15 protein-coding genes are annotated in these 22,321 nt (G+C 45.2%); 3 read left to right on the top strand and 12 right to left on the bottom strand.

Annotated features, from left to right (window positions below; translation table 11 throughout):
• Nucleotides 1-43 precede the first annotated feature (43 nt).
• Both U2P89_RS15040 and U2P89_RS15035 read left to right on the top strand, forming a co-directional pair.
• Entirely contained in the window at nt 44-328 is a 285-nt protein-coding gene (locus U2P89_RS15040; protein WP_154670937.1) for a hypothetical protein, read from the top strand.
• A gap of 264 nt (nt 329-592) precedes the next feature.
• On the top strand, nt 593-1,711 hold the full coding sequence (locus tag U2P89_RS15035; protein ID WP_076928355.1) for a Gfo/Idh/MocA family protein: 1,119 nt from the start codon (nt 593-595) through the stop codon (nt 1,709-1,711).
• 250 nt (nt 1,712-1,961) lie between these two features.
• On the opposite strand, the gene U2P89_RS15030 is transcribed toward U2P89_RS15035, so the two are convergent.
• Together U2P89_RS15030 and U2P89_RS15025 are read right to left on the bottom strand one after the other, a co-directional pair.
• Nucleotides 1,962-2,312 carry a hypothetical protein gene (locus tag U2P89_RS15030; RefSeq protein WP_322191798.1) on the bottom strand — a complete coding sequence of 117 codons (351 nt, stop codon included), beginning with the start codon at nt 2,310-2,312 and terminating at the stop codon, nt 1,962-1,964.
• 1 nt (nt 2,313) lies between these two features.
• Nucleotides 2,314-2,517: a hypothetical protein gene (locus tag U2P89_RS15025; protein WP_175456786.1), complete on the bottom strand. Its 204-nt coding sequence runs from the start codon at nt 2,515-2,517 to the stop codon at nt 2,314-2,316.
• A gap of 245 nt (nt 2,518-2,762) precedes the next feature.
• Between U2P89_RS15025 and U2P89_RS15020 the strand changes: the two genes are divergently transcribed.
• Nucleotides 2,763-5,036 carry a S9 family peptidase gene (locus U2P89_RS15020; protein WP_322191797.1) on the top strand — a complete coding sequence of 758 codons (2,274 nt, stop codon included), beginning with the start codon at nt 2,763-2,765 and terminating at the stop codon, nt 5,034-5,036.
• Between the two features lie 381 nt (nt 5,037-5,417).
• On the opposite strand, the gene U2P89_RS15015 is transcribed toward U2P89_RS15020, so the two are convergent.
• The 10 genes from U2P89_RS15015 to U2P89_RS14970 all read right to left on the bottom strand — a co-directional run bounded on the left by U2P89_RS15015 (nt 5,418) and on the right by U2P89_RS14970 (nt 22,230).
• Nucleotides 5,418-6,212 (bottom strand): ThuA domain-containing protein, encoded by a 795-nt coding sequence (locus U2P89_RS15015; protein ID WP_083710869.1) that lies wholly within the window; start codon nt 6,210-6,212, stop codon nt 5,418-5,420.
• A gap of 43 nt (nt 6,213-6,255) precedes the next feature.
• A complete protein-coding gene (locus tag U2P89_RS15010; RefSeq protein WP_322191796.1) occupies nt 6,256-7,611 on the bottom strand; it encodes a Gfo/Idh/MocA family oxidoreductase in 1,356 nt (451 codons plus the stop codon).
• Between the two features lie 177 nt (nt 7,612-7,788).
• Nucleotides 7,789-8,778 carry a sugar phosphate isomerase/epimerase family protein gene (locus U2P89_RS15005; protein WP_076931959.1) on the bottom strand — a complete coding sequence of 330 codons (990 nt, stop codon included), beginning with the start codon at nt 8,776-8,778 and terminating at the stop codon, nt 7,789-7,791.
• Nucleotides 8,779-9,059: 281 nt separating this feature from the next.
• The gene (locus tag U2P89_RS15000; RefSeq protein ID WP_076928359.1) at nt 9,060-11,312 is read right to left on the bottom strand and encodes a GH92 family glycosyl hydrolase; all 2,253 of its coding nucleotides are present in this window, start codon (nt 11,310-11,312) and stop codon (nt 9,060-9,062) included.
• A 4-nt stretch (nt 11,313-11,316) separates the two neighbouring features.
• Nucleotides 11,317-13,773 (bottom strand): glycosyl hydrolase family 95 catalytic domain-containing protein, encoded by a 2,457-nt coding sequence (locus U2P89_RS14995; RefSeq protein ID WP_322191795.1) that lies wholly within the window; start codon nt 13,771-13,773, stop codon nt 11,317-11,319.
• Between the two features lie 153 nt (nt 13,774-13,926).
• Nucleotides 13,927-15,174, bottom strand: coding sequence for an acyloxyacyl hydrolase (locus U2P89_RS14990; protein WP_322191794.1), 1,248 nt, complete (start codon nt 15,172-15,174; stop codon nt 13,927-13,929).
• Between the two features lie 57 nt (nt 15,175-15,231).
• Nucleotides 15,232-17,025 carry an arginine--tRNA ligase gene (argS, locus tag U2P89_RS14985; protein WP_322191793.1) on the bottom strand — a complete coding sequence of 598 codons (1,794 nt, stop codon included), beginning with the start codon at nt 17,023-17,025 and terminating at the stop codon, nt 15,232-15,234.
• A 333-nt stretch (nt 17,026-17,358) separates the two neighbouring features.
• Nucleotides 17,359-18,129, bottom strand: a complete 771-nt coding sequence (locus U2P89_RS14980; RefSeq protein WP_076928363.1) for a ThiF family adenylyltransferase — start codon at nt 18,127-18,129, stop codon at nt 17,359-17,361.
• Nucleotides 18,130-18,207: 78 nt separating this feature from the next.
• The gene (locus U2P89_RS14975) at nt 18,208-20,109 is read right to left on the bottom strand and encodes an ABC-F family ATP-binding cassette domain-containing protein (protein ID WP_322191792.1); all 1,902 of its coding nucleotides are present in this window, start codon (nt 20,107-20,109) and stop codon (nt 18,208-18,210) included.
• 66 nt (nt 20,110-20,175) lie between these two features.
• Nucleotides 20,176-22,230 carry a helix-hairpin-helix domain-containing protein gene (locus U2P89_RS14970; RefSeq protein WP_322191791.1) on the bottom strand — a complete coding sequence of 685 codons (2,055 nt, stop codon included), beginning with the start codon at nt 22,228-22,230 and terminating at the stop codon, nt 20,176-20,178.
• Nucleotides 22,231-22,321: the final 91 nt, after the last annotated feature.

Below are 22,321 nucleotides of genomic sequence, written 5' to 3'. Positions count from 1 at the left end.
GATCGTCCTGACTCATTCTGGACAGGATTGCGTGGAAATGTAAGTGAAAGTTGGGTTAAGACGGCCTGACGGACGAGACTGGGACGGAATCATGCATGTGAATCCTGCTTTGAAGGAAAAAGCGTTTGTCTTGGTTTATAATCCTTTAAATGAGCCTGTCGAAAAAGAAATCTCCATCCCGTTGTATTATACAGGCTTGACGGAGAGTGCCGTCATAAAGGAAAAAGGTGTATCAAAAGGGAAAAAATATAAATTGAACAGAGATTATTCTGTCACTTTAAAAATTTCCATTCCTGCAGACGGGTACAACTGGTATGTGGTAGAATGACTTCGATGGTCATATTTGTTCTGCAGATTAAGAATGCGTGTGACTTTAATGGATATTCTTTTATTGGAAATTGCATGTAAATACCTCTTATGTTGTATATTTAGGACAAAAACGTAAGATATTGTAATATATTGCCTCAGTTATAGGTTGCGTGAAATAATTTTTATTACATTTGCCTGTGTGTAAGCACTCAAAAGGTCGGGAAATTGCTTTCCGAGCTGATCAATATTTCACAATTTTATGAAACGTCTAAAGGTGTATTATATGAAATTTCCTATTTTATTAATAAGCCTTATCATTTTTGCCGGCCTATTTGTTAAGCAACTCATTGATACGCCGCCATCGAGTAATCCTGTTCGGATCGGAATTGACGGCCTGTCGCATGATCATGTACACGGCCTTTTGAATCGATATAAGGAACGTACCGATATCCTTATTGTCGGTATTGCTGAATCCAATAAGAAAAGAGCACAGGCCCTTTCGGTTCAGTATGGATTTGATATGGGCATAGTGTACGATGACCTGGCTACAATGGTTGAAGAGACCCAACCGGAAGGAGTGGTCGCTTTTAATTCGATTTATGATCATTTAAGCACCGTAGAGGTATGTGCACCGAGAGGAATCCATGTAATGGTAGAGAAACCGCTGGCAGTGAGTACCGAACACGCTGAAGAAATGAAAAAACTGGCCCGGGAAAATAATATTCACCTTTTGACCAACTACGAGACAACATGGTATCCAGCTCATTACAAGGCTTTCGAAATGGCTGTCCTGAAGCAGGAAATCGGAGATATTAATAAAGTCATTATCAATGACGGACATAAAGGGCCTGTGGAGATCGGATGCTCTCCCGAATTTTTGGAGTGGCTTACTGATCCTGTCCAGAATGGAGGAGGGGCGGTAACCGATTTTGGCTGTTACGGAGCCAACCTGATGACCTGGATTATGCAGAATGAGGAACCTGAAACTGTTACGGCAATACTACAGACGATCAAGCCGGAGGTTTATCCCGAAGTAGATGACCAGGCAACCATTATTCTGACTTATCCGCACGCACAGGCCGTGATTCAAGGATCGTGGAACTGGCCTATAGACAGGAAAGACCTCTCTATTTACGGAGAGGATGGGTATGTAAGTGTGCTCAATAGCCATGATCTGGAATACCGTTTAGCGCGTTCTACTCCAAAGCGCGAAGAAAAAGTAACCGAATCTCCTTTGGAAGCAAAAGAGCCATTTAACTATTTCGCAAATGTGATCAGGGGAGATGTCAAAGTGAAAGTCACAGACCTTTCTTCTTTGGAAAACAACCTGATTGTCGTGAAAATATTGGACGCGGCGAAACAAAGTGCTGCAGAGGGGAGAACAGTTCAGTTTACAAAGTAATTCTTACGCAGGGTGACATCGTTTCTTTAAGAATTTGAATACTCAGGAAAACAGTTCTCCATACGACAATATTTATTTTTAATAGTAAGGTCGTATGGAACTCCCATATTGTCATGTTCACTGAAGTTAGTCGTTTTGAGTCGCCTTCGCTTCTCGATTTTCAATTCTACCTCAACAGAGGAAAACAAGTTTTTCTTCTGTATTCGCTTACCGAAAACGTTCCCGGGTGAGAACGGTTATCATACTCGTTTCAGGCTAAGTGGATAAAAATTGATCTACGTTCCTTTTTCTCTAAATTTTTAGTACGGTGTCCTTTACCGGTTGTATCTTCCACCAAAAGAATTTCGCCAGTTTGAAATTGACGTACCTCTCCCAATGATGTTTCGATTTCCACTCCGCCGTCTAACAAAACAATATACTGGCGTTGCGGAGCGTGATGGAAATCATAGTCGTAATCGGGTGGGACTGTTCTGAATTGCAGAGATTTCACTTCGATATTTTCAGACAGGCGTCCAATTTCACCACGGTCGAACAAGTCTATTTCGATATCCTCAAACCGGGAGTCTCCGTTAGTATCGGTATAAATGCGGGTTACTTTCATATCAAAAGATAATCCGGTTTACCAGTTCAATTTCGTCTTCGGAAATGGTATGTCCACGGTTGGCATATACTTTTTCGGTGACAGAGGCATCCATTTCCCGCAGGATATTGGCGGAAGCGTACACACGTTCCACAGGTACGTGGAAATCGGGATCGCTTGTCCCAAGGAAAACGGGCGTTTGTTCAAAATCCCCTTTGTTCATCATTTAAATTTGGATTAATAAACAGAATATGAGCAGCTAATCATGATGGAAAACCCTGTGAAGAAAGAAAATCCATCCTCACAGCTCATAGGGATGGAAAGCTCTCTTTTGATGCGGAATAAAAATGGTGAAGAAAGAGTAAAATTATTTGCCGGTACAAATAGATCATTTTACATTTGTACCGGAATATGAGATTCTTTTCAACAACTTTATATTCTGTTTGTTTTACTTGTATTAAAATTAATTATATGAACATAATAAAAAGAATTGGCGCATTGATCGCCGTGATTGTAACAACTATGAGTCTGAATGCACAAACTATTGCAGGTGACTGGAAAGGCACCCTTTCGGTGCAAGGGATAGATCTGGAACTGATTTTCCACCTTACCGGGGAAGACGGGAATTTATCCGGTACAATGGACGTCCCTATGCAGGGGGCGGCCGGCATACCGGTAGATGTGGCAGAACTGTTGGATAATCGGCTCAAACTGGGAGTGACTGCGGCGCAGATCGTTTATAATGGAGAACTGCAGGGAGACAGTATTACCGGAAACTACGAGCAGGCCGGAATGACTCTCCCGCTTACTTTAAGACGGTTTGAAAGTAAACTTCCCGGGAATCCCGATCTGGTGACGAATGAAGAAGCATTGCGTAAACTGGTCGACTTCGATAAGGGAGATTATAAATACAGTGTGGCCGATTACTTTGCCCGGCCCAATGCATCGGCATTCCAGTTATCACCAAACGGAAAGTATCTGTCGTACAAAGAAAAGGATGGACTTAAAAACCATGTTTATATAAAAAATCTTGCCTCCGGAGAGGTGATTCGTGCCATCGAAGAAAAAGAGGAACCGATCAAAGGATACGGATGGATTAACGACGATCGTTTGTTTTATGCGATGGACAACGGGGGAAATGAAAACTACCATATTTACGCGACAAATATCGATGGGGGAAATAGCCGTGATCTTACTCCCTTTGAAGGTGTAAGGGCGGGAATCATCTCTCTCCTGAAAGATCAGAAAGATTACATTATCATTTCGATGAATAAAGATAATCCGCAGATATTCGAGCCTTATAAACTGAATGTGGTAACGGGTGAATTGGAAAAACTCTACGAAAACAGTGATGTCGCTAATCCTATCCAGGGATATGATTTTGACAAAGAGGGCAATTTGCGTGCCTATACCAAAATGGTAAACGGAGTGGAAATGGAGTTTTATTATAAAAATACGGAAACAGGAGATTTCGAGTTGAAGAAAAAAATGAACTGGGACGACAGCTTCTCGATCATCGCCTTTAATTACAATACGTCCGATCCCGATGATGCCTATGTGGTTACCAACCTCGACGGAGATAAAACCCGTATCGTTCTCTACGACCTGAAAAACAACCGTGAAATAAAAGAAGTATTTTCAAACCCTCAATATGATGTAGCCGGTATGGGGCTCTCTCGTAAACGCAACTACGAAATTGATTATTTCAGCTACGAGGGAGAAAAATCGGAAGTTATCCCGGTGAGTGACCTCTACAAGGAAATCGATGCCGGAGTGAACAAGAACTTCCCCGGAAAGATATATGGTATTGCTGATTATGACGACGATGAAAACACATTCCTGATCATCCTGCAAAGCGATAAGTTGTATGGAAAGTACTATGAGTACGACGTAAAAACAAAACAGTTTACCCTGTTATACGACCTGATGCCGCAACTGAAGGAAGAGGATATGGCGGAAATGCGTCCTATCACCTTTAAGAGCCGTGACGGACTGACGATCCACGGATATATCACACTCCCGAAAGAAGCACTGGCAGGCAAAAGAGTACCTATGATTGTGAATCCGCATGGCGGTCCGCAGGGAATCCGCGACTCGTGGGGATTTAATCCCGAAACGCAATTGTTTGCCAGCCGCGGCTATGCTACCCTGCAAGTGAACTTCCGTATCTCGGGCGGATATGGTAAAGAGTTTCTGCGTGCCGGTTTCAAGCAGATTGGCAGGAAAGTGATGGATGATGTGGAAGATGGTGTACGTTATGCCATTGCGCAGGGTTGGGCAGATGAAAGTAAAATTGCGATCTATGGCGGTAGCCATGGTGGCTATGCTACACTGATGGGACTTGTAAAAACGCCCGATCTCTATACCTGTGGCGTAGATTATGTGGGCGTGTCCAATATCGAAACTTTCTTTTCGTCGTTCCCGGAATACTGGAAACCCCTGACTGAAATGGTGAAGCAGATATGGTATGACCTGGATGATCCCGAAGAGAAAGTTATTGCCCGTGAAGCTTCACCGGTGTATCAAATCGATAAGATCTCCAAGCCGGTCTATGTGGTACAGGGTGCTAACGACCCCCGCGTGAACATCAACGAGTCGGATCAGATTGTGACGGCACTACGCGCGAAAGGTCTGGAAATTCCCTATATGGTGAAATACAACGAAGGGCACGGCTTCTATCGTGAAGAGAATCGTATGGACTTTTACAGTACCATGCTGGGATTCCTGGCGAAATACCTCAAGTAGGATTGGACTACTGATTAGTTTGGTTGTCTTGTGATTTGTCAGATGATGAACGTATATGAATAAATACTATTTACTGGGTGTATCTTTATTTTTTTAGTTTTTTATGTATCGGGAAAGGGACACCACCCCGGCCCGGATAATGGTCTGAAAGAATGGCAGGTAATTTTTTACTGGAACGGCGTAGAATGGGAGAATCATAAGGTTGCCACATCCGACCATAATTATGACACTGGTAGTATCCGGGCCGATAAAAAGCAATGGACAGTGGTAGCACCGACTGAAAATACTCCCCAGCAATGGGGTGGTGGAGATAGTAAGGGAAATGTTTACCCTTTACCCTACAAAATGACCGGAGAAGTACAGAAAATGGAAAAAACCACTTTATTTATAAATCGGTGAAACCAATTTTTCGGGCTCTTTTTCTAAGCTTTCTGCCGCCCATCTGATACCGCGTTTCATGATCTCGAGTGCTTCGGGTACATCAAAATCGCTGGCGACGTGTCCCAGTGAAGAATAGAAAACACGTCCCTTGCCGTACTGTTTTTTCCACACTACGGGCATTACGGCTCCTTCAATCCAATAGTCGTGCTCTCCCGAGAATATGGTCGTTGCCAACACTTTTATGTTCGGGTCGATATGCATGTAATATTGTTCCGATTTCATGTCAAAATCGTTTAATCCTTTGGTAACAGGATCTTCTTTGTCGGTGATATTCACCGTGTATGATATGATATTTCCCGGGTGGGCAACCCATTGTCCACCAATCATATATTGAAAATCAACGTTGTTCCGGAAAGAGTCTCCTGTCCCGCCGTGCCAGCCCGCTAACCCTACTCCCCGTTTCACAGCATTACGCAATGCTTTGTCTTGTGAACCGGATATTTCTCCCTGTGTATAATGTTGTATGATCAAATCGATATTGGCCATTAATGCAGAGTCTTCATAGCAGGAGAGTTGATCGAATATAAAAACTTCCGCACCTTCCGATTTTAACCAGGGTACGAATATATCCCGGCACTTTTCGGGTTCGTGGCCTTCCCAGCCGCCGTAAACGTACAACACTTTTTTACCGTGCAACGAGTTTTCGGCTATTTTCAGGTTATTGGTTGCCTTGATATTGGCTACGCAAAGCATTACTGCTACAAAAGCGATGATTATTTTCCTGTAAGATTGCATACGATTCATTTTTTAGGGTTCCAATTATCACATTAACTCATTATCAAATCATCCTATCCCGGTAGGGTAGTTTATAAGGATTCCTATATTCGTAGTAATATAAACGATGGGCTTCCGCCTCTTTATCATCGAAATATCTCCTGGTTACCGGATCCCATTTTACCGGGCGTCCGAGTTCATGGGCGATATTCACATTACAGAAGAAGATATTGGTAGAAGCGCCTGCTTCAACAGGTGCGATAGGTTCTTTCCGGGACCTCACACTGTGGATAAAGTCCTGCATATGCGGGGCACTCACTTCGTATTCTCCGGCGGCAAAAGTCTGTTCCGATTTTTGCAGAAGGTTCGGATCAGAACATTCAATATAGCCTCTTGCCACTTTCAACCACGCTTTTTCGCCGATGAAATTGATACCTTTATCATCCGGTTTGTCCTCACGGAAAGGTTGTTCGGTTACTACCTGTCCGTTGGTATATTTCATTGTGGCGTATTTCGTTCCATTATATCCGGCAGGTATGTATTCCACGGGAGTTAATCCATCCATGCCCAATGCTGCCTGTGCAATGTCGAAATGGTGAGCGCCCCAGTCACCGATGAATCCGTTGCCAGTCTCCCTGTAGTAACGCCATACTGCCCAGTCGCCCGTTTCTTTGAGTTCAGGGTAAGTGATAGGCGGACACATTTTGTGATTGTAATGCACTACCGGAAAGTTTAACGGGCCAAGCCACTGGTTGAAGTTCAGGTTAGACGGTACCGGTTCCTCCGGCAGGTTAAAAGGTGCAGGCGGTTCACCGACTCTCACATGTACTTCTTTTACATATCCGAGACTTCCGTTTCTTACCATGGAGATAGCTGTTTGAAATTCTTTGCTTGATCGCTGTTGGCTGCCTATCTGTACAATGCGGTTATTGTGACGAACTGCTTTGACTACAGCTAAACTCTCGGAAATATTGTACGACAATGGTTTTTGACAATAAACATCTTTGCCGGCCTGACAAGAGTGGATTACATTCAGTGCATGCCAATGGTCGGGAGTGGCGATGGCAATAGCATCAATATCTTTACGTTCGAGGAGTTGTTCATAGAATTCGTATGTATCGCATCTTTCGGGCATGCCTTTGGATTTTTGCCATGCCGTGACAGCTTGTTTGAAACGATCGTTTTTGATAGAATCCACATCACAACCGGCAACCACCTGTACGCCGGGACAGTGGGTGAAGGCGTGGAAGTCGCCTATACCTTGCCTCCCCAAACCAATGAAGCCCAAAACCACCCTGTCACTCGGTGCTATTCTAACCCCATTCATTGTCCAACTCGGTAATATGGTCAGACTTGTTAATCCCAATGCGGATAAACCCAGGAATTCTCTTCGTGTTACTTTTTTTGATTGATTTTGCATACGATTTTTTATTTTAGACACAAGAACCAAGACTTATTAAATTAAAAATTAAAAAGTGAAAGTGAAAAATTTGGGATCTCAAACTTATGTCATATTGATCCATTGGTAATTAGCAATTTGTACTGTTGCGTTTGTTAAAAATTTTCTCCTCTTCATATACAATGATATAGCTGATGGTTATTTTGCAAAAAATGCGTCAAAAGCATGTTTTGACATCTGGAAATCGATCCGTTTGATAAATTCGCAGGACTCACGCGCACCGTGTTCACGATCCATGGCACTATCTTCCCATTCTATTGAAAGTGGTCCTTGATAACCGATAGCATTGAGTGCACGGATAATTTCTTCGAAGTTGATCTTGCCTCTACCCACACTTCTGAAATTCCAGTAACGCCGGGGATCGCCGAAAGGTACATGCCCGCCGAACACGCCTACTTGTTTGGGAGTATCACTCCAGTACACATCCTTCATATGGACGTGGAAGATACGATCGGGGAACTGGTAAATAAAGTCCACGTAATCCACACCCTGGTATCCCATATGGCTCGGATCGTAATTGAAGCCGAAAGCAGGGTGATGATCCACAGCTTCCAATGCCTTACGGGCTGAAAATGTATCAAATGCAATTTCGGTAGGGTGGACTTCCAATGCAAAACGGACATCCAGTTTTTCAAATTCATCGAGAATGGGGATAAAACGGCGGGCAAATTCTTTATAGCCGTCATCAATCATAGATCCGGTAACAGGCGGAAATGAATAAAGCAAATGCCAGATTGGACTTCCTGTAAATCCTACCACCGTGTTTACACCTAATGACCGGGCCGCTTTTGCCGTTAATATCAACTCTTCGGCAGCACGTTGGCGGACACCTTCGGGATCACCGTCACCCCAGATGTAAGCGGGTAAAATTCCTTTGTGCCGTTCATCGATCCGGTCACATACCGCTTGTCCTACCAGATGGGAAGAAATTGTGTGTAGCTGTAACCCATTCTTTCCCAAAAGATCTTTGATGCCTTTGTAATATTCCGGATCGGTTTGTCGTACATCCAAATGGTCAGGCAATCCTAATTCAAGCCCGTCGTAGCCAAATTCTTTCGCTTTGGCACATACGTTTTCCAATGATAGATCTCCCCATTGAAGAGAGTAGAGTGTTACTAATCGAGGCATTTTTATCTGAATTATAGGGTTAATAGTCAGTTGTTTTCCGGCAACAATAACTGTCCTGGACATTGCCTTGGATTGAATGAAATAAAGGTACTCTTTTTTATCGGATTGATATCCTGTTATTAAATAATTTTAACTGTATTGATTTTTTATCATATGCTTATACAATTTGTAAATTTATATGCCGGCAAATTTTGCCACTTTACCTACGGCAGATTATCCGACTCCTTGAATAGTGCAGTGCTCCCCTTTACCTCCACTGTTTTTCTCATCTTTACCCTGTTTTAGTTGTTTTTAATTCCTTCCGAGGGTGGTGCATCCTGCGGGGCTGTGCCCCATGATCGGTTGGCTTTATCGCCCATCACAAGCTCTAATGTCCCGCCGTTCCTGATGTCTTCGTGACTAAACCAGGGTTTTGTCCATTCTTTCCCATTCAGCCGTGCCGATTGAATGTATTTGTTATTCTCGCTATTGTTTTGGGCAACGATACGCAATGTTTTGCCATTGCCCAACTGCATGGTTACTTCGTCAAAAAACGGGCTTCCGATATTGTAAGTCGGACTACCCGGCGTTACCGGATAGAATCCCATTTGTGAAAACACCACAAAAGCCGACATCCCTCCGCCGTCTTCATCACCCGGAACACCCATCAGGTCGTTCCTGAACCATTCAGTTACCAGTTTGCGAATGCGCTTTTGCGTTTTCCAGGGTTCTCCTGCATAGTTATAAAGATAGGGGATGTGTAGCGACGGTTCGTTTGCCATTGAAAATTGTCCTACATTTCCTGTTTGGTCGGGCAACTGGGCATAGAATTCATACTTACTTCTTCCAAGCGGTTCACGGAACGTTTGATCGAGATTCTGAATAAATTTTTCACGTCCTCCCATCAGATGGATCAGGTCGGCCACATTGTGTTGCACATCCCAACGATAGGTCCAGGCGTTGTTTTCTCCATAATATTCACGTGCCCCCATTCCACCTGAAAATTTGTAATCGAAAGGTTCAATGAAGTTGCCCTGTTTATCTTTCGGGTGAAAGAAACCCGTTTCTGCATTATACAAATTGCGATAGTTATATGACTTTTGCAGGAAATAAGCATAATCTTCCATTTCTCCTAATTCTTTGGCAATTTGTGCCAGACACCATTGGTCGTAGGCTGTTCCGAGCGTTACGGCTACAGGTTGGCGCTTTTCAAAACCATGCACTTCGGGGATCGTTTCCTTCTCTCCCTCTCTTAGTGCGGGAATATACCCGTTCTCGTGATAAAACCGGTCCAATTCGCCTGACGGCTTTGCCGACCAGGGAGCCAACGTTTTTTTCATTATGGCGTTTCGCATAGCCGGATATTTTTTTGCGAGGTCGATATTTTCCAGTCCCTTTATATATCCGTCAATTACAGTGGCAATGCCGTGATTGGAGTTCATCCGGCGGCTATCGCCCGTAATTTCGGGGAAAGTAGGCCACCAAAATTCAGGCATTTGTTCCGCCATCCGTAGGAAAGAGTTGAGGATATCGCTTTCCATATCGGCCTCTATCAAGACACGAAGCGGGTGTGTGGCACGGTAAGTGTCCCAGATCCAATCATCGGTATAAAAAGGTGTTCCGTTGTCATTATGGATATTTCCGTCGAAAGCGCTGAAATAACGTCCGTCTTCCGATATACAAACCGGCCGCTCGTAGGTTCGGTACAGTGAGGTGTAGAAAACTGCCCTGTCGTTTTCCGAACCCCCGTCCACTTTAATTTTTCCCAATATTTCGTTCCACACTTTTCGTCCTTTTTCCGCTACGGCTTTTGCATCGAAATCCGGTATTTCCCGGGCAAGGTTTTTCTTTGCCTGTTCGGCATCGATAAACGAAATTCCGTAACGTAAATTTAACCGCATGGTGTTCGGCGGGTAAGATAATACAATATGGGCATTTGTGCCCGATGCTGTTTCGTTCTTTACACTTTGAGGTTGCACATCGGGCTCCATATAGACGAAAATCCGGGTGTTGTTTTGAAGTTGCTGATAACCCGAGAATGCTTTTCCGTCCCATTTCAACTCACCTCTTCTGGAATTGAGAATCACAAACAAAGGATCTGTGCGGTCGAAATTCAGTGCATAGATACCTGATTGATTGGAGACGGCATAATAGACGCTTGTTTCTTCTTCATCGAGGTAGACATAATAATCGTATGGAGTAATTTTTTCCCTGTCATAACTGTAAGGAATAACCGGTTTCAACTCCGACTCGGTTCCCTGGAAAGTACTTAAATTGAATGCCGAACTTCCACGATGGCTTGTAACCGCGATCGGTAAACCGTTCAACAAGTCGCCGGTATAATCACCCCGTTCGGGATATACACGTAACATGCTGTTAGGAAGGTGAACTGTTGGATACGTGGGTACAAGCAGATGACTGATATTACCCATATAGGGATTGACGTAATCGACCAATTCCTGCGGTTTTGCAGCAAATTGTGTGTTCGAAGAACATCCGGGCGACAATGCAATCACAATAAAAATAAAAAAGAATAGTTTACATGCTCGTTTCATATGATTAAAATTTTGTTTTATTGCTCAAATCATAGGTAGTTCCCGCGGTGGTTGGGAAAGAAAATGTTTTCCCGTTGTATTTCACCACGCAATCGTTTCCCGACTCAGAGGTGATCTTCAATGATGTGATTTTTCCATCATTCCATTCTGCTTCTATTTCAAAATTTCCCCGGGCTTTGATCCCTTTAAAGCTGCCGCTGGTCCAGGCATCAGGGAGTGAAGGCAATAATTCGATATAACCACCGTGACTTTGCACGAGCATCTCGGTCATTCCTGAAGTAGCACCAAAGTTCCCGTCGATCTGGAAGGGCGGGTGGGTATCGAACAGATTTGTCAGTGTAGATTCTTTCAATATTTCCTGCACCAGTTTATGAGCACGGTTACCGTCATGCAGTCGCGCCCAGAAATTTATTTTCCACGCTTTACTCCAGCCTGTACCCCCATCGCCACGCGTATTCAGTGTGGTTTGCATCGCTTTTGCATATAGGTCCTCCTCCGCACTTCTGCCTGATACGATCCTGCTTCCCGGATGCAACCAGTGTAAATGGTTGACGTGCCGATGCCCATTGTCGCCCGTAATGTCCATCAGCAACTCATCTTTCCATTCCATCAGTTGTCCGGCAAGACCGATCCGGGGTCCGGCCAACTGATCCTTTGCCTTCTTTATCTCCTGTAATTCCGGAGTATCATATTTTAATGTATCGCTTGCCTTGATTACCATATCGAACAGTTCCCATATAATGGCCTGATCGGCTGATGCGCCAAGCGAATAGGGGCCATGTTCAGGTGAATAAGAGGGATTCGCGACAAGAGTTCCGTCGCGGGAATCGCACCAGAGATTATCTACCCAGAATAATGCGGCATCTGTCATGATCGGGTAGTAGTCCCTCAGGAATTCTATGTCCTGATTGAACTGATAATACTCCCAGATATCCTGGCACATCCAGGCAGCGGCAGCCGGAAAGTAAAATGCTGTGTACCAGTTTCCGGGGGCGGTATTACCCCAGATATTATTTTCATGATGAATGACCCAGCCTCTCACCGGACTTCCGTCTTGTTTACAATAATAATGTTGCGCGGTAAGTCTTCCCCGCGAAACAAGGCTTTTGGTATATTCAATGACCGGTATATGGCAGTCGGACAGATTGGTTTGTTGGGCCAGCCAATAATTCATCTGGACATTAATGTTGGTATGATAGTCGGCATTCCATGGAGGGGTTAATCCTTTTGCCCAGATCCCCTGAAGATTGGCGGGCAATGAGCCTTTTCGGGAAGATGAAATCAATAGATAGCGTCCAAATTGATAATACAACTGCTCGAGGTATAAATTTTCTGCGGGTGTATTGGTACCGTCTTTATATCCTTTTAATAACTCATCAGTAGTCTTATTATTGATGTTAGCCGCATTGCCCAATGAAATACTCATCCTGCCGTACAGTGATTTATAATCCCGAATATGTGTATCCAACAATTGGGTATAGGTTTTTTGAGCTGCTTTATGTATTGTGTTTTCAACTGTGTTGCGGGGATTAATGCCGGAAAAATAATTGAAATCAGCGTTCATCGACTGATGGTAATTGGTTGCGGCCGAGGAGATCAGCAATATTTCGTCGGCATTCTCCACCTTGATTTGGTTACCGTCATTACTTATCGCTCCACCCGTAGGGATGATTATCATTTGCTGGACAAACTTCAAGCCGTCGTCACCATGGTCAGCCGGCCTCCCTTCCATAGTAATTATGTTATCTGTCACGTTCATATGGATGCTTTCCTGCGGTGATGTGAAATAAAATGTATGTGAAAGTGAACCTCTTTTATCAGCCGTAAGGCGAATGACAATTATATTGTCGGGATGGCTGACGAAATATTCACGTGTGTAATTTATTCCATTTTGGAGATACGTCGTTTTAGCAACCGCATTATCGATATCCAGTTCGCGCGCGTACCGCGAATAACCGGCAGATGTCGCCGGATTCGAGCCAATATGGATGTTGCTCAATTGCTGATAGGATCCAAAATCGTCTCTGTTCCCTGTCAGGTCTAGGATATGGCTTTTCAACTCGTCGTCTTCAGGAGCATAATCATGTGCGATAACTTTTCCGTTTGCATCTATTCCTGCGGACTGTGTAGCTGTGAAATCCGTCATTTTCTCCTGCAAAGTATTTCTGATATGTTGCAAAGTGCGATGGTTTTCAGCAGGCGTTCTCCGGTGCCCGCCGTTGTAACCGGGATTTTTACCCGGTCCGCCTGACCATAATGTTTTTTCATTCACAAGAATAACATCTTCGTCGACACCCCCGAAGACCATTGCACCTATGTGGCCGTTGCCAATCGGCAGAGCTTCATTTTCCCAATTTGTAGCGGGAGAATTATAGTGCGTCTTTAATGCGGGATTCTGCCCCCAGGCCAATACTATACTGCCTGTCAGGAAAAAAGATGTGATCAGTTTTTTTAGTTTCATTTTATTTAGAATTAAGACTCTTAGAGTCATGAATCAAGACTTCTTAAACTAAAAGTGAAAAATGAAAAATTTGGGATCTCGGACTTATGTCGCATTGATCCATTGGTAATTAGTAATTGGTAATTGCTAATTCAAATCACTTTTCCACTTCATTTAATGCCGCGGATGTTGGTTATTTAGCCGCAGGCCAAGGCCTAACATCAGGTAGTTAGGCGTATCAAAATTCTGCAGGTTATACCCGATATGAATGAACGAGTGACGCGTGACTTTTATTTTTAAAGCCAATATTTGATAAAACCCTTTAAGGTCACCACCGCCGTGCAACAGGTTGGCCCCGATACCCACTCCCACATCGAAATAGGGCATCACATATTCTGCCCGTGCGGAAAGTCCCAGCGCCAGTTGTTTATTTGCCGCAGGTTTATAAAATGTATATCCGGGATTTGGGTCGCCGTAGGAGATGATGTAATTTTCGGTATATATGTTGGCGCTGCTGTCATATACCCCGTCCAACGATGCTCCTACTCGCAGTTTGTATCCCAGGTTGTACATGGGATTGATGTTGAATCCAAGCACGGTATACTTGTCAGGCGAAGCCATTGGTTCCCCATCGAAGACGACCCCTTTGCGCCGCCAGGAGCCGAATAATACTACGTCGTAACTGATATGGCGGGGGAAATCCCTTATAAGAGAGGTATAACCGGGCAAGCCTTGTGAGAGGTAGTTTACCTGTCGGTTGATATTATAGGTGATACCCGCTTTTATATCTGTCGCATTCAATCCTGCATTAGGGAATTTGGTATTTCCGTTAGAGAAATGAGTGAAAGTGACGCCGTAAATAAGATCGAAATACCGGGAAAGAAGATACCTGAAATAAAAGTTTACGTTCATATAGGCATTGACCTTTGATCCGACCATTCCGTTGTAAGGATTTTTGTCATAGTCGTAAGGATTCCATCCGGTCGACAGCCCGAAATTCCATTCATAATCGAACGACAGGCGAGGGGTGATCTCAGCAAGGGTAGCTCCCTGAAACAGATAGGCCGCTTTCGGGTTCCCGATCTCACGGGAATTTTCAAAGTTATAATAGGCAAACCCGATTCCTTGATAAGCACCGCGGTAGATCTGTCCGGTACGGCTGTCGGGATGGAACTGAAAAGCATATTTCAGGTGAGAGGAAAAGGCATACCTGATCGGTCGGGATTGCTCATTCTCTCCCCTCAGGAATTTGTTGGTGGGAATGATGTAACCCGGACGGCCTCCTATTTCTAACCGGTGAATAAGAGTTGGCCGGTCGGAGTAAACCGAATCGGGATAGAGTTGTGACCGCACGCCTCCTGTGTTCCAGAAAAACAGAATGGTAAGAAGGAGTATGCTTCTATTAATCTTTGTTTTGCTCATAGCGCTTCCGATATGGCAGATCCCGGACTTCCGACTGCATCAATTCTTCAGTTAGTATTACATCCGCTCGGGTACATCTATGCCAAATAATTTCATTCCTTTTTTGATGGTCAGGGCTATATTTTTTGACAATAACAACCGGAAATCACGTAATGAGCTGTTCTCTTCACGAAGGATGGAGAAATCGTGGTAGAACTGGTTGAATTCTTTTGCCAGTTCGTACACATAGTTCCCGATGAGAGAGACATTGTATTCGGTGCCTGCCTGTTTCACCACCGCATCGAATTCCGCGAGTAACTGTACCAGCCCTTCTTCTTTCCCGGAAAGGGTGAGGGTGTTCTCCAGTCTTTCAGGAATAGTGATGCCCTGTTCACTGGCTTTGCGCAGGACGGATTGTATACGTGCGTGCGTGTATTGAATGAATGGCCCTGTGTTCCCGTTAAAATCGATCGATTCTTTCGGATTAAAGGTCATGTTTTTCTTCGGGTCTACTTTCAGTATAAAGTATTTGAGGGCGCCCATACCGACCATCTCTGCGATTTTATCCGCTTCTTCGGTAGATATACCATCCAGTTTACCCAATTCTTTCGATGTCTCACGGGCAGTTTCCACCATTTCGGTCATCAGGTCGTCGGCATCGACCACTGTCCCTTCACGCGATTTCATTTTTCCTTCGGGTAGTTCCACCATGCCGTAAGAGAAGTGCACGAGTCCCTTGCCAAATTCAAATCCAAGCATGTCGAGCAGGATGGAAAGTACCTGGAAATGATAGTTCTGTTCATTCCCCACCACATAGATCATGGTGTCGATGGGATAGTCGTCAAACCGTAATTTGGCTGTACCGATATCCTGCGTCATATAGACCGATGTCCCGTCGGCACGTAGTAGCAGCTTGTGATCCAGCCCGTAGGGAGTGAGATCGGCCCACACCGATCCATCTTCTTTCCGGTAGAAAAGTCCTTGATTCAGACCTCGCAGTACCTCTTCTTTTCCGGCAAGATAAGTCTCCGATTCATAGTAGATTTTATCGAATGATACTCCCATTCGGCGGTAGGTTTCGTCAAATCCTGCATATACCCACTCGTTCATCCGCTTCCACAGGTTGACGGTCTCTTCGTCCCCGGCTTCCCATTTGCGTAACATTTCGCGGGCTTCCGCCATCAGTTGCGACTGTTCCTCGGCATCCTCTTTCGACATGCCTTTTTCCTGTAATGAACCCAATTCCTCTTTATATTTTTTATCGAACAACACATAATAGTCGCCGATCAGGTGATCCCCCTTTTTACCGGAAGATTCGGGCGTTTCGCCGTTGCCCCACTTCTGCCAGGCCAGCATCGATTTGCAGATATGGATACCCCGGTCGTTCACGATATTGGTTTTTACCACCCGTTTTCCGTTAGCTGCCAATACTTCGCACAACGAATGTCCCAGGAGGTTGTTTCGCACATGCCCCAGGTGCAATGGTTTATTGGTGTTGGGGGAAGAGTACTCTATCATATAGAGTGGTGCATCATCCGCTACAGGTGTGAAACCGTAATCAGGTTCTCCGTCGATCTGTTCCAATAACCGGAGCCAGGCTTCTGCCGTAATTTCCAGATTCAGAAATCCTTTGATTACATTGAATCCGGAGACGATATCTGCGTTTTCCGTTAACCAGGAACCTATTTCCTGTGCCGTCTCTTCCGGTTTCTTCCGGGAGATTTTTAGCAAAGGGAAGGTGACGAGCGTGTAGTGCCCTTTAAACTCTTTCTTTGTTTTTTGAAGCGTGATTTGCGACGTTTCCACGTCTTCGTGATAAAGTTCTTTTATTGCGCGGATAATGACATCCTGAAGATTATTCTCGATATGCATATCTTGATATTGCTGTTTTAGAGACACAAAAGTAGTAAAAAATAATGGAAAACCGTTGCTTCTATCTGCCTGTAAACTCCATTGATAGGTACTTCAATTTCTCATCCATATTTTTTAGATTATTGATTAAGGAATATTTTCAATATTTCGGAAATAATAATTAATTCCGCCACTGGATTTATACACAATATCAATCGTATGAAATCTTATTTGTGTTGTAATCATTCTTATGTCGGAGCTTAATGCATGGCAAGTCTCCTTTTTTATGAAAAGAAAAGATGAGGTAGCGAAGCAGGTTGCGGATAGGATCATTCAATCCATTGCCATCGAAAGTTAAAGGAATGGTGATTGGTTACCGGAATTCCCGTTCTTCATGATATCCTGAATTACCAGGCCTGAGAGGGTGAAGCCGAAGACGGCGGTCACCTGCACCATGGTGCCGTTGGTCTGCGCTTTACGGAAACTGCCTTTCTCATCGGCATCGGGCAGGGCTTCTGTGCCTATGTTGGAGAGTCGTTCCTCGCTGTAGACACACAAGATCGGTTTTTGTAGTTTTGCTCCTTTCCGCAGGCGGTCACGTAATGCCGATGCCAGCTTGCATCCACGTACTTTCCAGAACTCCGCTACCCTGATTTGTTGCGGATCTATCTTGAGTGCTGCACCCATAGAGGAGAAGACAGTGGCTCCGCTTTCCGATGCTGCGGTGAGCAGATGCGTCTTGTGTGCGAGTGAGTCGATAGCGTCGATCACATAATCATACTGTTCCAATTGAAATGAAGAGGATGAGCCGGCACTGTAAATTTCCGGGATTGCATTGATAGTGGCGAAGGGGTTGATTTCCTGTAGCCGCTTTTTAAGTACCTCCACTTTCAACTGTCCAATTGTTTGGGTAGTAGCAGGTAGTTGACGATTGCTGTTGGCAACGGCCACTTTATCTGAGTCGACAATAGTAAGGTGCATTATTCCGCTCCGGATCAATCCTTCGGCACACCAACTGCCTACACCGCCCACCCCGAAAAGTATTACTTTTTTTGTGGCGAGCGACTGCATTGCTTCCCTGCCGATCAGCAGTTCTGTACGGGCAAATAGTTCGTTGTACTCCATTTTTGTTTTCAAATCGCGCACAAAAGTAATACCAATGAAACAATATAGCGTTATCTTAAAGGTGAAAAACTATCGGTATTATTGATCGCGATCGCTGAGTTCGAGCCAGCGCATTGTTTTCTCATCAATAAGATCGATCAGTTCGGACAGGCGGTTCGATTTGGCCATCAGTTTTTCTGTGGACAGGTTTCCGGAGGAGAGTTCGTTGGTGATACGTTCTTTTTCCGCTTCCATTTGTTCTATCTCCTGTTCGAGTGATTCGAACTCCTGTTTTTCCTTAAACGAAAGTTTTTTCTTCTCTTCAGGCCTTTTCCGGTGGGGTGGCGTTTCCGGTACTGAAGTGGAGGTTTTGGGGCCGCCGCCAGCCGTTTTTTCCTCTTTTGCTGTTTTTTTCTCTTCTGCCACTTTCCATTCCCGGTATTGCGTATAGTTCCCCGGAAAGTCCTGAATCTGTGCGTTGCCATGGAATACCAGCAGGTGATCTACCACCTTATCCATAAAATAGCGGTCATGCGACACTACGATAAGGCATCCCTTGAAGCCTGCAAGATACTCTTCTAATATATTCAGCGTAAGAATGTCAAGGTCATTGGTCGGCTCGTCCAGTACTAAAAAATTGGGATTTTTGATCAGTACCGTACAGAGGTAGAGTCGTCGTTTTTCACCCCCGCTGAGTTTATATACATAATTATGTTGTTTCTCGGGCGGGAAGAGGAAGTGTTGCAGGAATTGGGAGGCGGTCAGGCGGTGGCCGTCACCCAGGTCGATCACTTCGGCAATAGCCTGTACCACATCGATCACTTTTGTCTGTTCGTCGAATTGCAATCCATCCTGGCTGTAATAGCCGAAATTGACCGTTTCGCCGATATCAAAACCGCCGCTGTCGGGTTCTTCCACTCCCAGCAGCATCTTCACAAATGTGGATTTTCCTGTACCGTTATTTCCCACGACACCCATCTTTTCATAACGGGTGAAGATATAGTTGAATTTTTCGGTAATCCTGACGTTGCCGAACCGCTTGCTGACCTCTTTTGCCTCGAAGATCTTTTTCCCGATATAGCTGCCCTTTGCGGCCAGGCGGATATTTTGCCCATCCTTTTTCTGCTGGGCTTTCTCTTCGAGCGAATAAAATGCATCGATACGCGATTTGGCTTTGGTGCCCCTGGCCTGTGGTTGCCGCCGCATCCAGTCCAACTCTTTCCTCAGCAGATTCCTGGCCTTTTCGGTTTCGGCATTTTGTGTCGTGACCCGCTCATCCCTTTTTTCCAGATAATAGGAATAATTGCCCTTATAAGAAAAAATCCGTTTATCATCAATCTCTACTATCTGGTTGCAGACCCGGTCGAGGAAATAGCGGTCGTGGGTGACCATCAGCAGGCTGATATTGTTGCGGGTAAGATGCTCTTCCAGCCACTCCACCATCTCCAGGTCGAGGTGGTTGGTCGGCTCGTCCATGATCAGCAGTTCCGGTTCACTGATCAGCACATTGGCCAGCGCCACCCGTTTCACTTGTCCGCCCGAGAGTTCCCCTATCTTCTGTTGAAAATCGGTAATCTTTAATTGCGTCAGTATCTGTTTGATGCGCTGCTCGTAATCCCAGGCGTTATGCAGGTCCATTCCGGCAAGCAAATGGTCTAATCCTTCCTGGTTTCCGGAGGAGATCACCTCTTCATAACGGGCGATCAGCTTCACTGTCTCATTGTCGGTGCTGAAGCAGGTCTCTAACACCGTCTTTTCAGGATCGAAAGCAGGCGATTGTTCCAGGTAGGCCAGCCGGATATCGTTGCGGAATACCACCCTCCCATCGTCGTACGGTTCTTTCCCGGCAAGGATATTCAACAGGGTGGTCTTACCCGATCCGTTGGGGGCGATCAATCCTATCTTATCCCCTTCGGCGATGCCGAAAGAAATGTCGTTGAATAATACTAAGTCGCCGAAACTTTTGGTCAGCCGGTCAATTTGAAGAAGGGGTGTGGGCATGCCTTGTCTGATTTTGCCTACAAATGTACAAACTATTTCGTTAAGGTAAATGAACAGGGCCAATCCCTAAAACACCCATCTTAAATAACTAAAAAGATCGGAACGGCGTTTTCCGTCGATCAGTTCGGTGCCGCTGCCAATGGTGTCGCGGTTGAAGTAACGGGTATGTCCGAATTTCACGGAGAAAGAGAGGTTATCCGTGATTGCGTATTTTGCGGAGAATGCCAGTCGGCAACCCTTCCCGTAAAACGAGGGCATATAAAAGCTGTTCAGCAGGTTCCGTTCGTAGGAATAGAGCCGTGCCTCGTAAGTGTCGGCGTTGAACCATGCCAGGTAGGCATCTCCGGTTAGCGCGCCTTTTCCCCGGTAACCGATATTTTGCGAGAGCATAAATCCGTTCTCGGCCGGGAAATGCTTCTCCTTGTAACGCGCCATGTCGGCGGTAGTGCGGAAATTCCACCCGCTCCGCAGATCGCGGGAGTACCTGAGACGGAATTTATGGGTGGCGTAGGGGAGAACCGACCGGCTTTTCTCATCCGGCCAGGCGGTATTCTTCTCCTTTTGTTTGTACTTGTATCGCCCTTCCAGAAACGACTGACGCGAGAAAGTGTAGGTTCCCAGAAGGTAAAGATCGACTGCATTCGATGGCGTATCTATATTATATTTCAGCCATGGGAAGCGGACAAAATCGGCATAGGCGGTTACCGAGAATTTTGGGAAAGGGCGGAATTCAGTGCCGATATACAATCCTCGCTCGTTTTGCACGTCGCTCCCTTCCGAGAATGCCTGTGCATAAAAGGCATTGTAAGAAATAGGATAGTGCCTGTGTAACAGTGAAAACGACAGGTTGCCGGAGAAGCGGTATTGCAGGGTGTTCAATGTGGCGACCGCTCCATTCCTTGCAAAGGATGTCTCACCTGCGAATATCAATCCGGGGAGTTGATAGGAGTAATCGATGCTCGCGTTGAAGTTGGAAAAATCTCTCAGAGAGTAAAAGTTGTAATCCCGGAGTGTGGGATTGTACATCCTGTCATATTGGTAATATACACCGCTGATACCTATCTGCAAGCGGTCTTTTCGGAAGTTGATGTTGCCTCCCGTCACCTGCTCCCGCGTATTCCTCTTCTTCTCGATTTCAAGCGGGGTGCGATGCAGCCCGTCTACCTTGAACGAAGTGATGTGACCATCGTCCGACAGGTTGGCGTCGATCTTTTTATTGGAATAAAAACCGGTGACGGCGAAATTCCCGAATTCCGCCACCGCGGCAATTCCCCTGAAATAACCGTCTTCGGCGGTGGAGAAGTGGCGTTTGGGTTGTAGGGTCCGCCGGGCAATATTGCCGGTGCTCCATGACTTGCTGATCATGAAATCGTTGTTCAGCACCAGGCCCTGGCCGAAAGAGAGCCGGTAATCTCCTGCCGCGACTGTTTTCAGCCATCCTATATCGTTTATAATCAGGTGAAAGCCATAATGGTCATATCCTTTCGGATGATCCGGTTTGAAAAAAGGCTCTCCCGCGTCTTTTTCGGCTGTAATCCCCATCTGCACCTTGTTCCGGTAACGGAAAGAATAACGGAGGGAGGTGTAAAAATCTTCACCGCGATATTTACGGTTGGGATACCGTTCAAGGATGCTGTCCGGAAACTCACCGTAGCCGGCCCGTTGCGTCAGCGTTTTGTCAAAACGGGACTGGAGTTCGTGACGGCCGTTTTTCAGGACATCGGACACCTGTGGGCGGGCTGCTTTACCTTCCGTTTCACCTACATAGAAAAAGGGTAGGATCATCTCTACGGTCCTGATATCAAGAAGTGCCACGTTCCTCAATTCGAACAAGGTATAAACGGGACGGTTTTTTTCTAAAAAACGGAAAATGGCGTCTGCCTCTTCCATGGAGAGCAGTGGGAAATTTTCCAGTTGCTCACGGGTGGCCGTGTTCAGGTTTATGGGATTGTTTTCGAGTTGCAATAGTTCTTCATACATGTTCTCGATGGCAGTTTCATTCATGCCCTCCTCGGCCAGTTGTTCCACAAGTTTACGCCAATCCCCGGGCTGCTGTGGCTGTGCTATACCTGTGGCACCCAGTATTAGAGCTAATAAAAGGATCAAGGGACAGGGTTTCATCGGATTTGATTTTTGATTGTAACATATTAATCTTATTTTCAATATTTTACTTCTCAATTCAATGGCTCACTCTCAATGACACACTCATTGT

Source organism: Proteiniphilum sp. (genome assembly GCF_034331125.1).
Lineage (GTDB): Bacteria > Bacteroidota > Bacteroidia > Bacteroidales > Dysgonomonadaceae > Proteiniphilum > Proteiniphilum saccharofermentans.
Note: the sequence above shows the minus strand (reverse complement) of the source record. Positions and strands in the feature narration are given on the sequence as shown.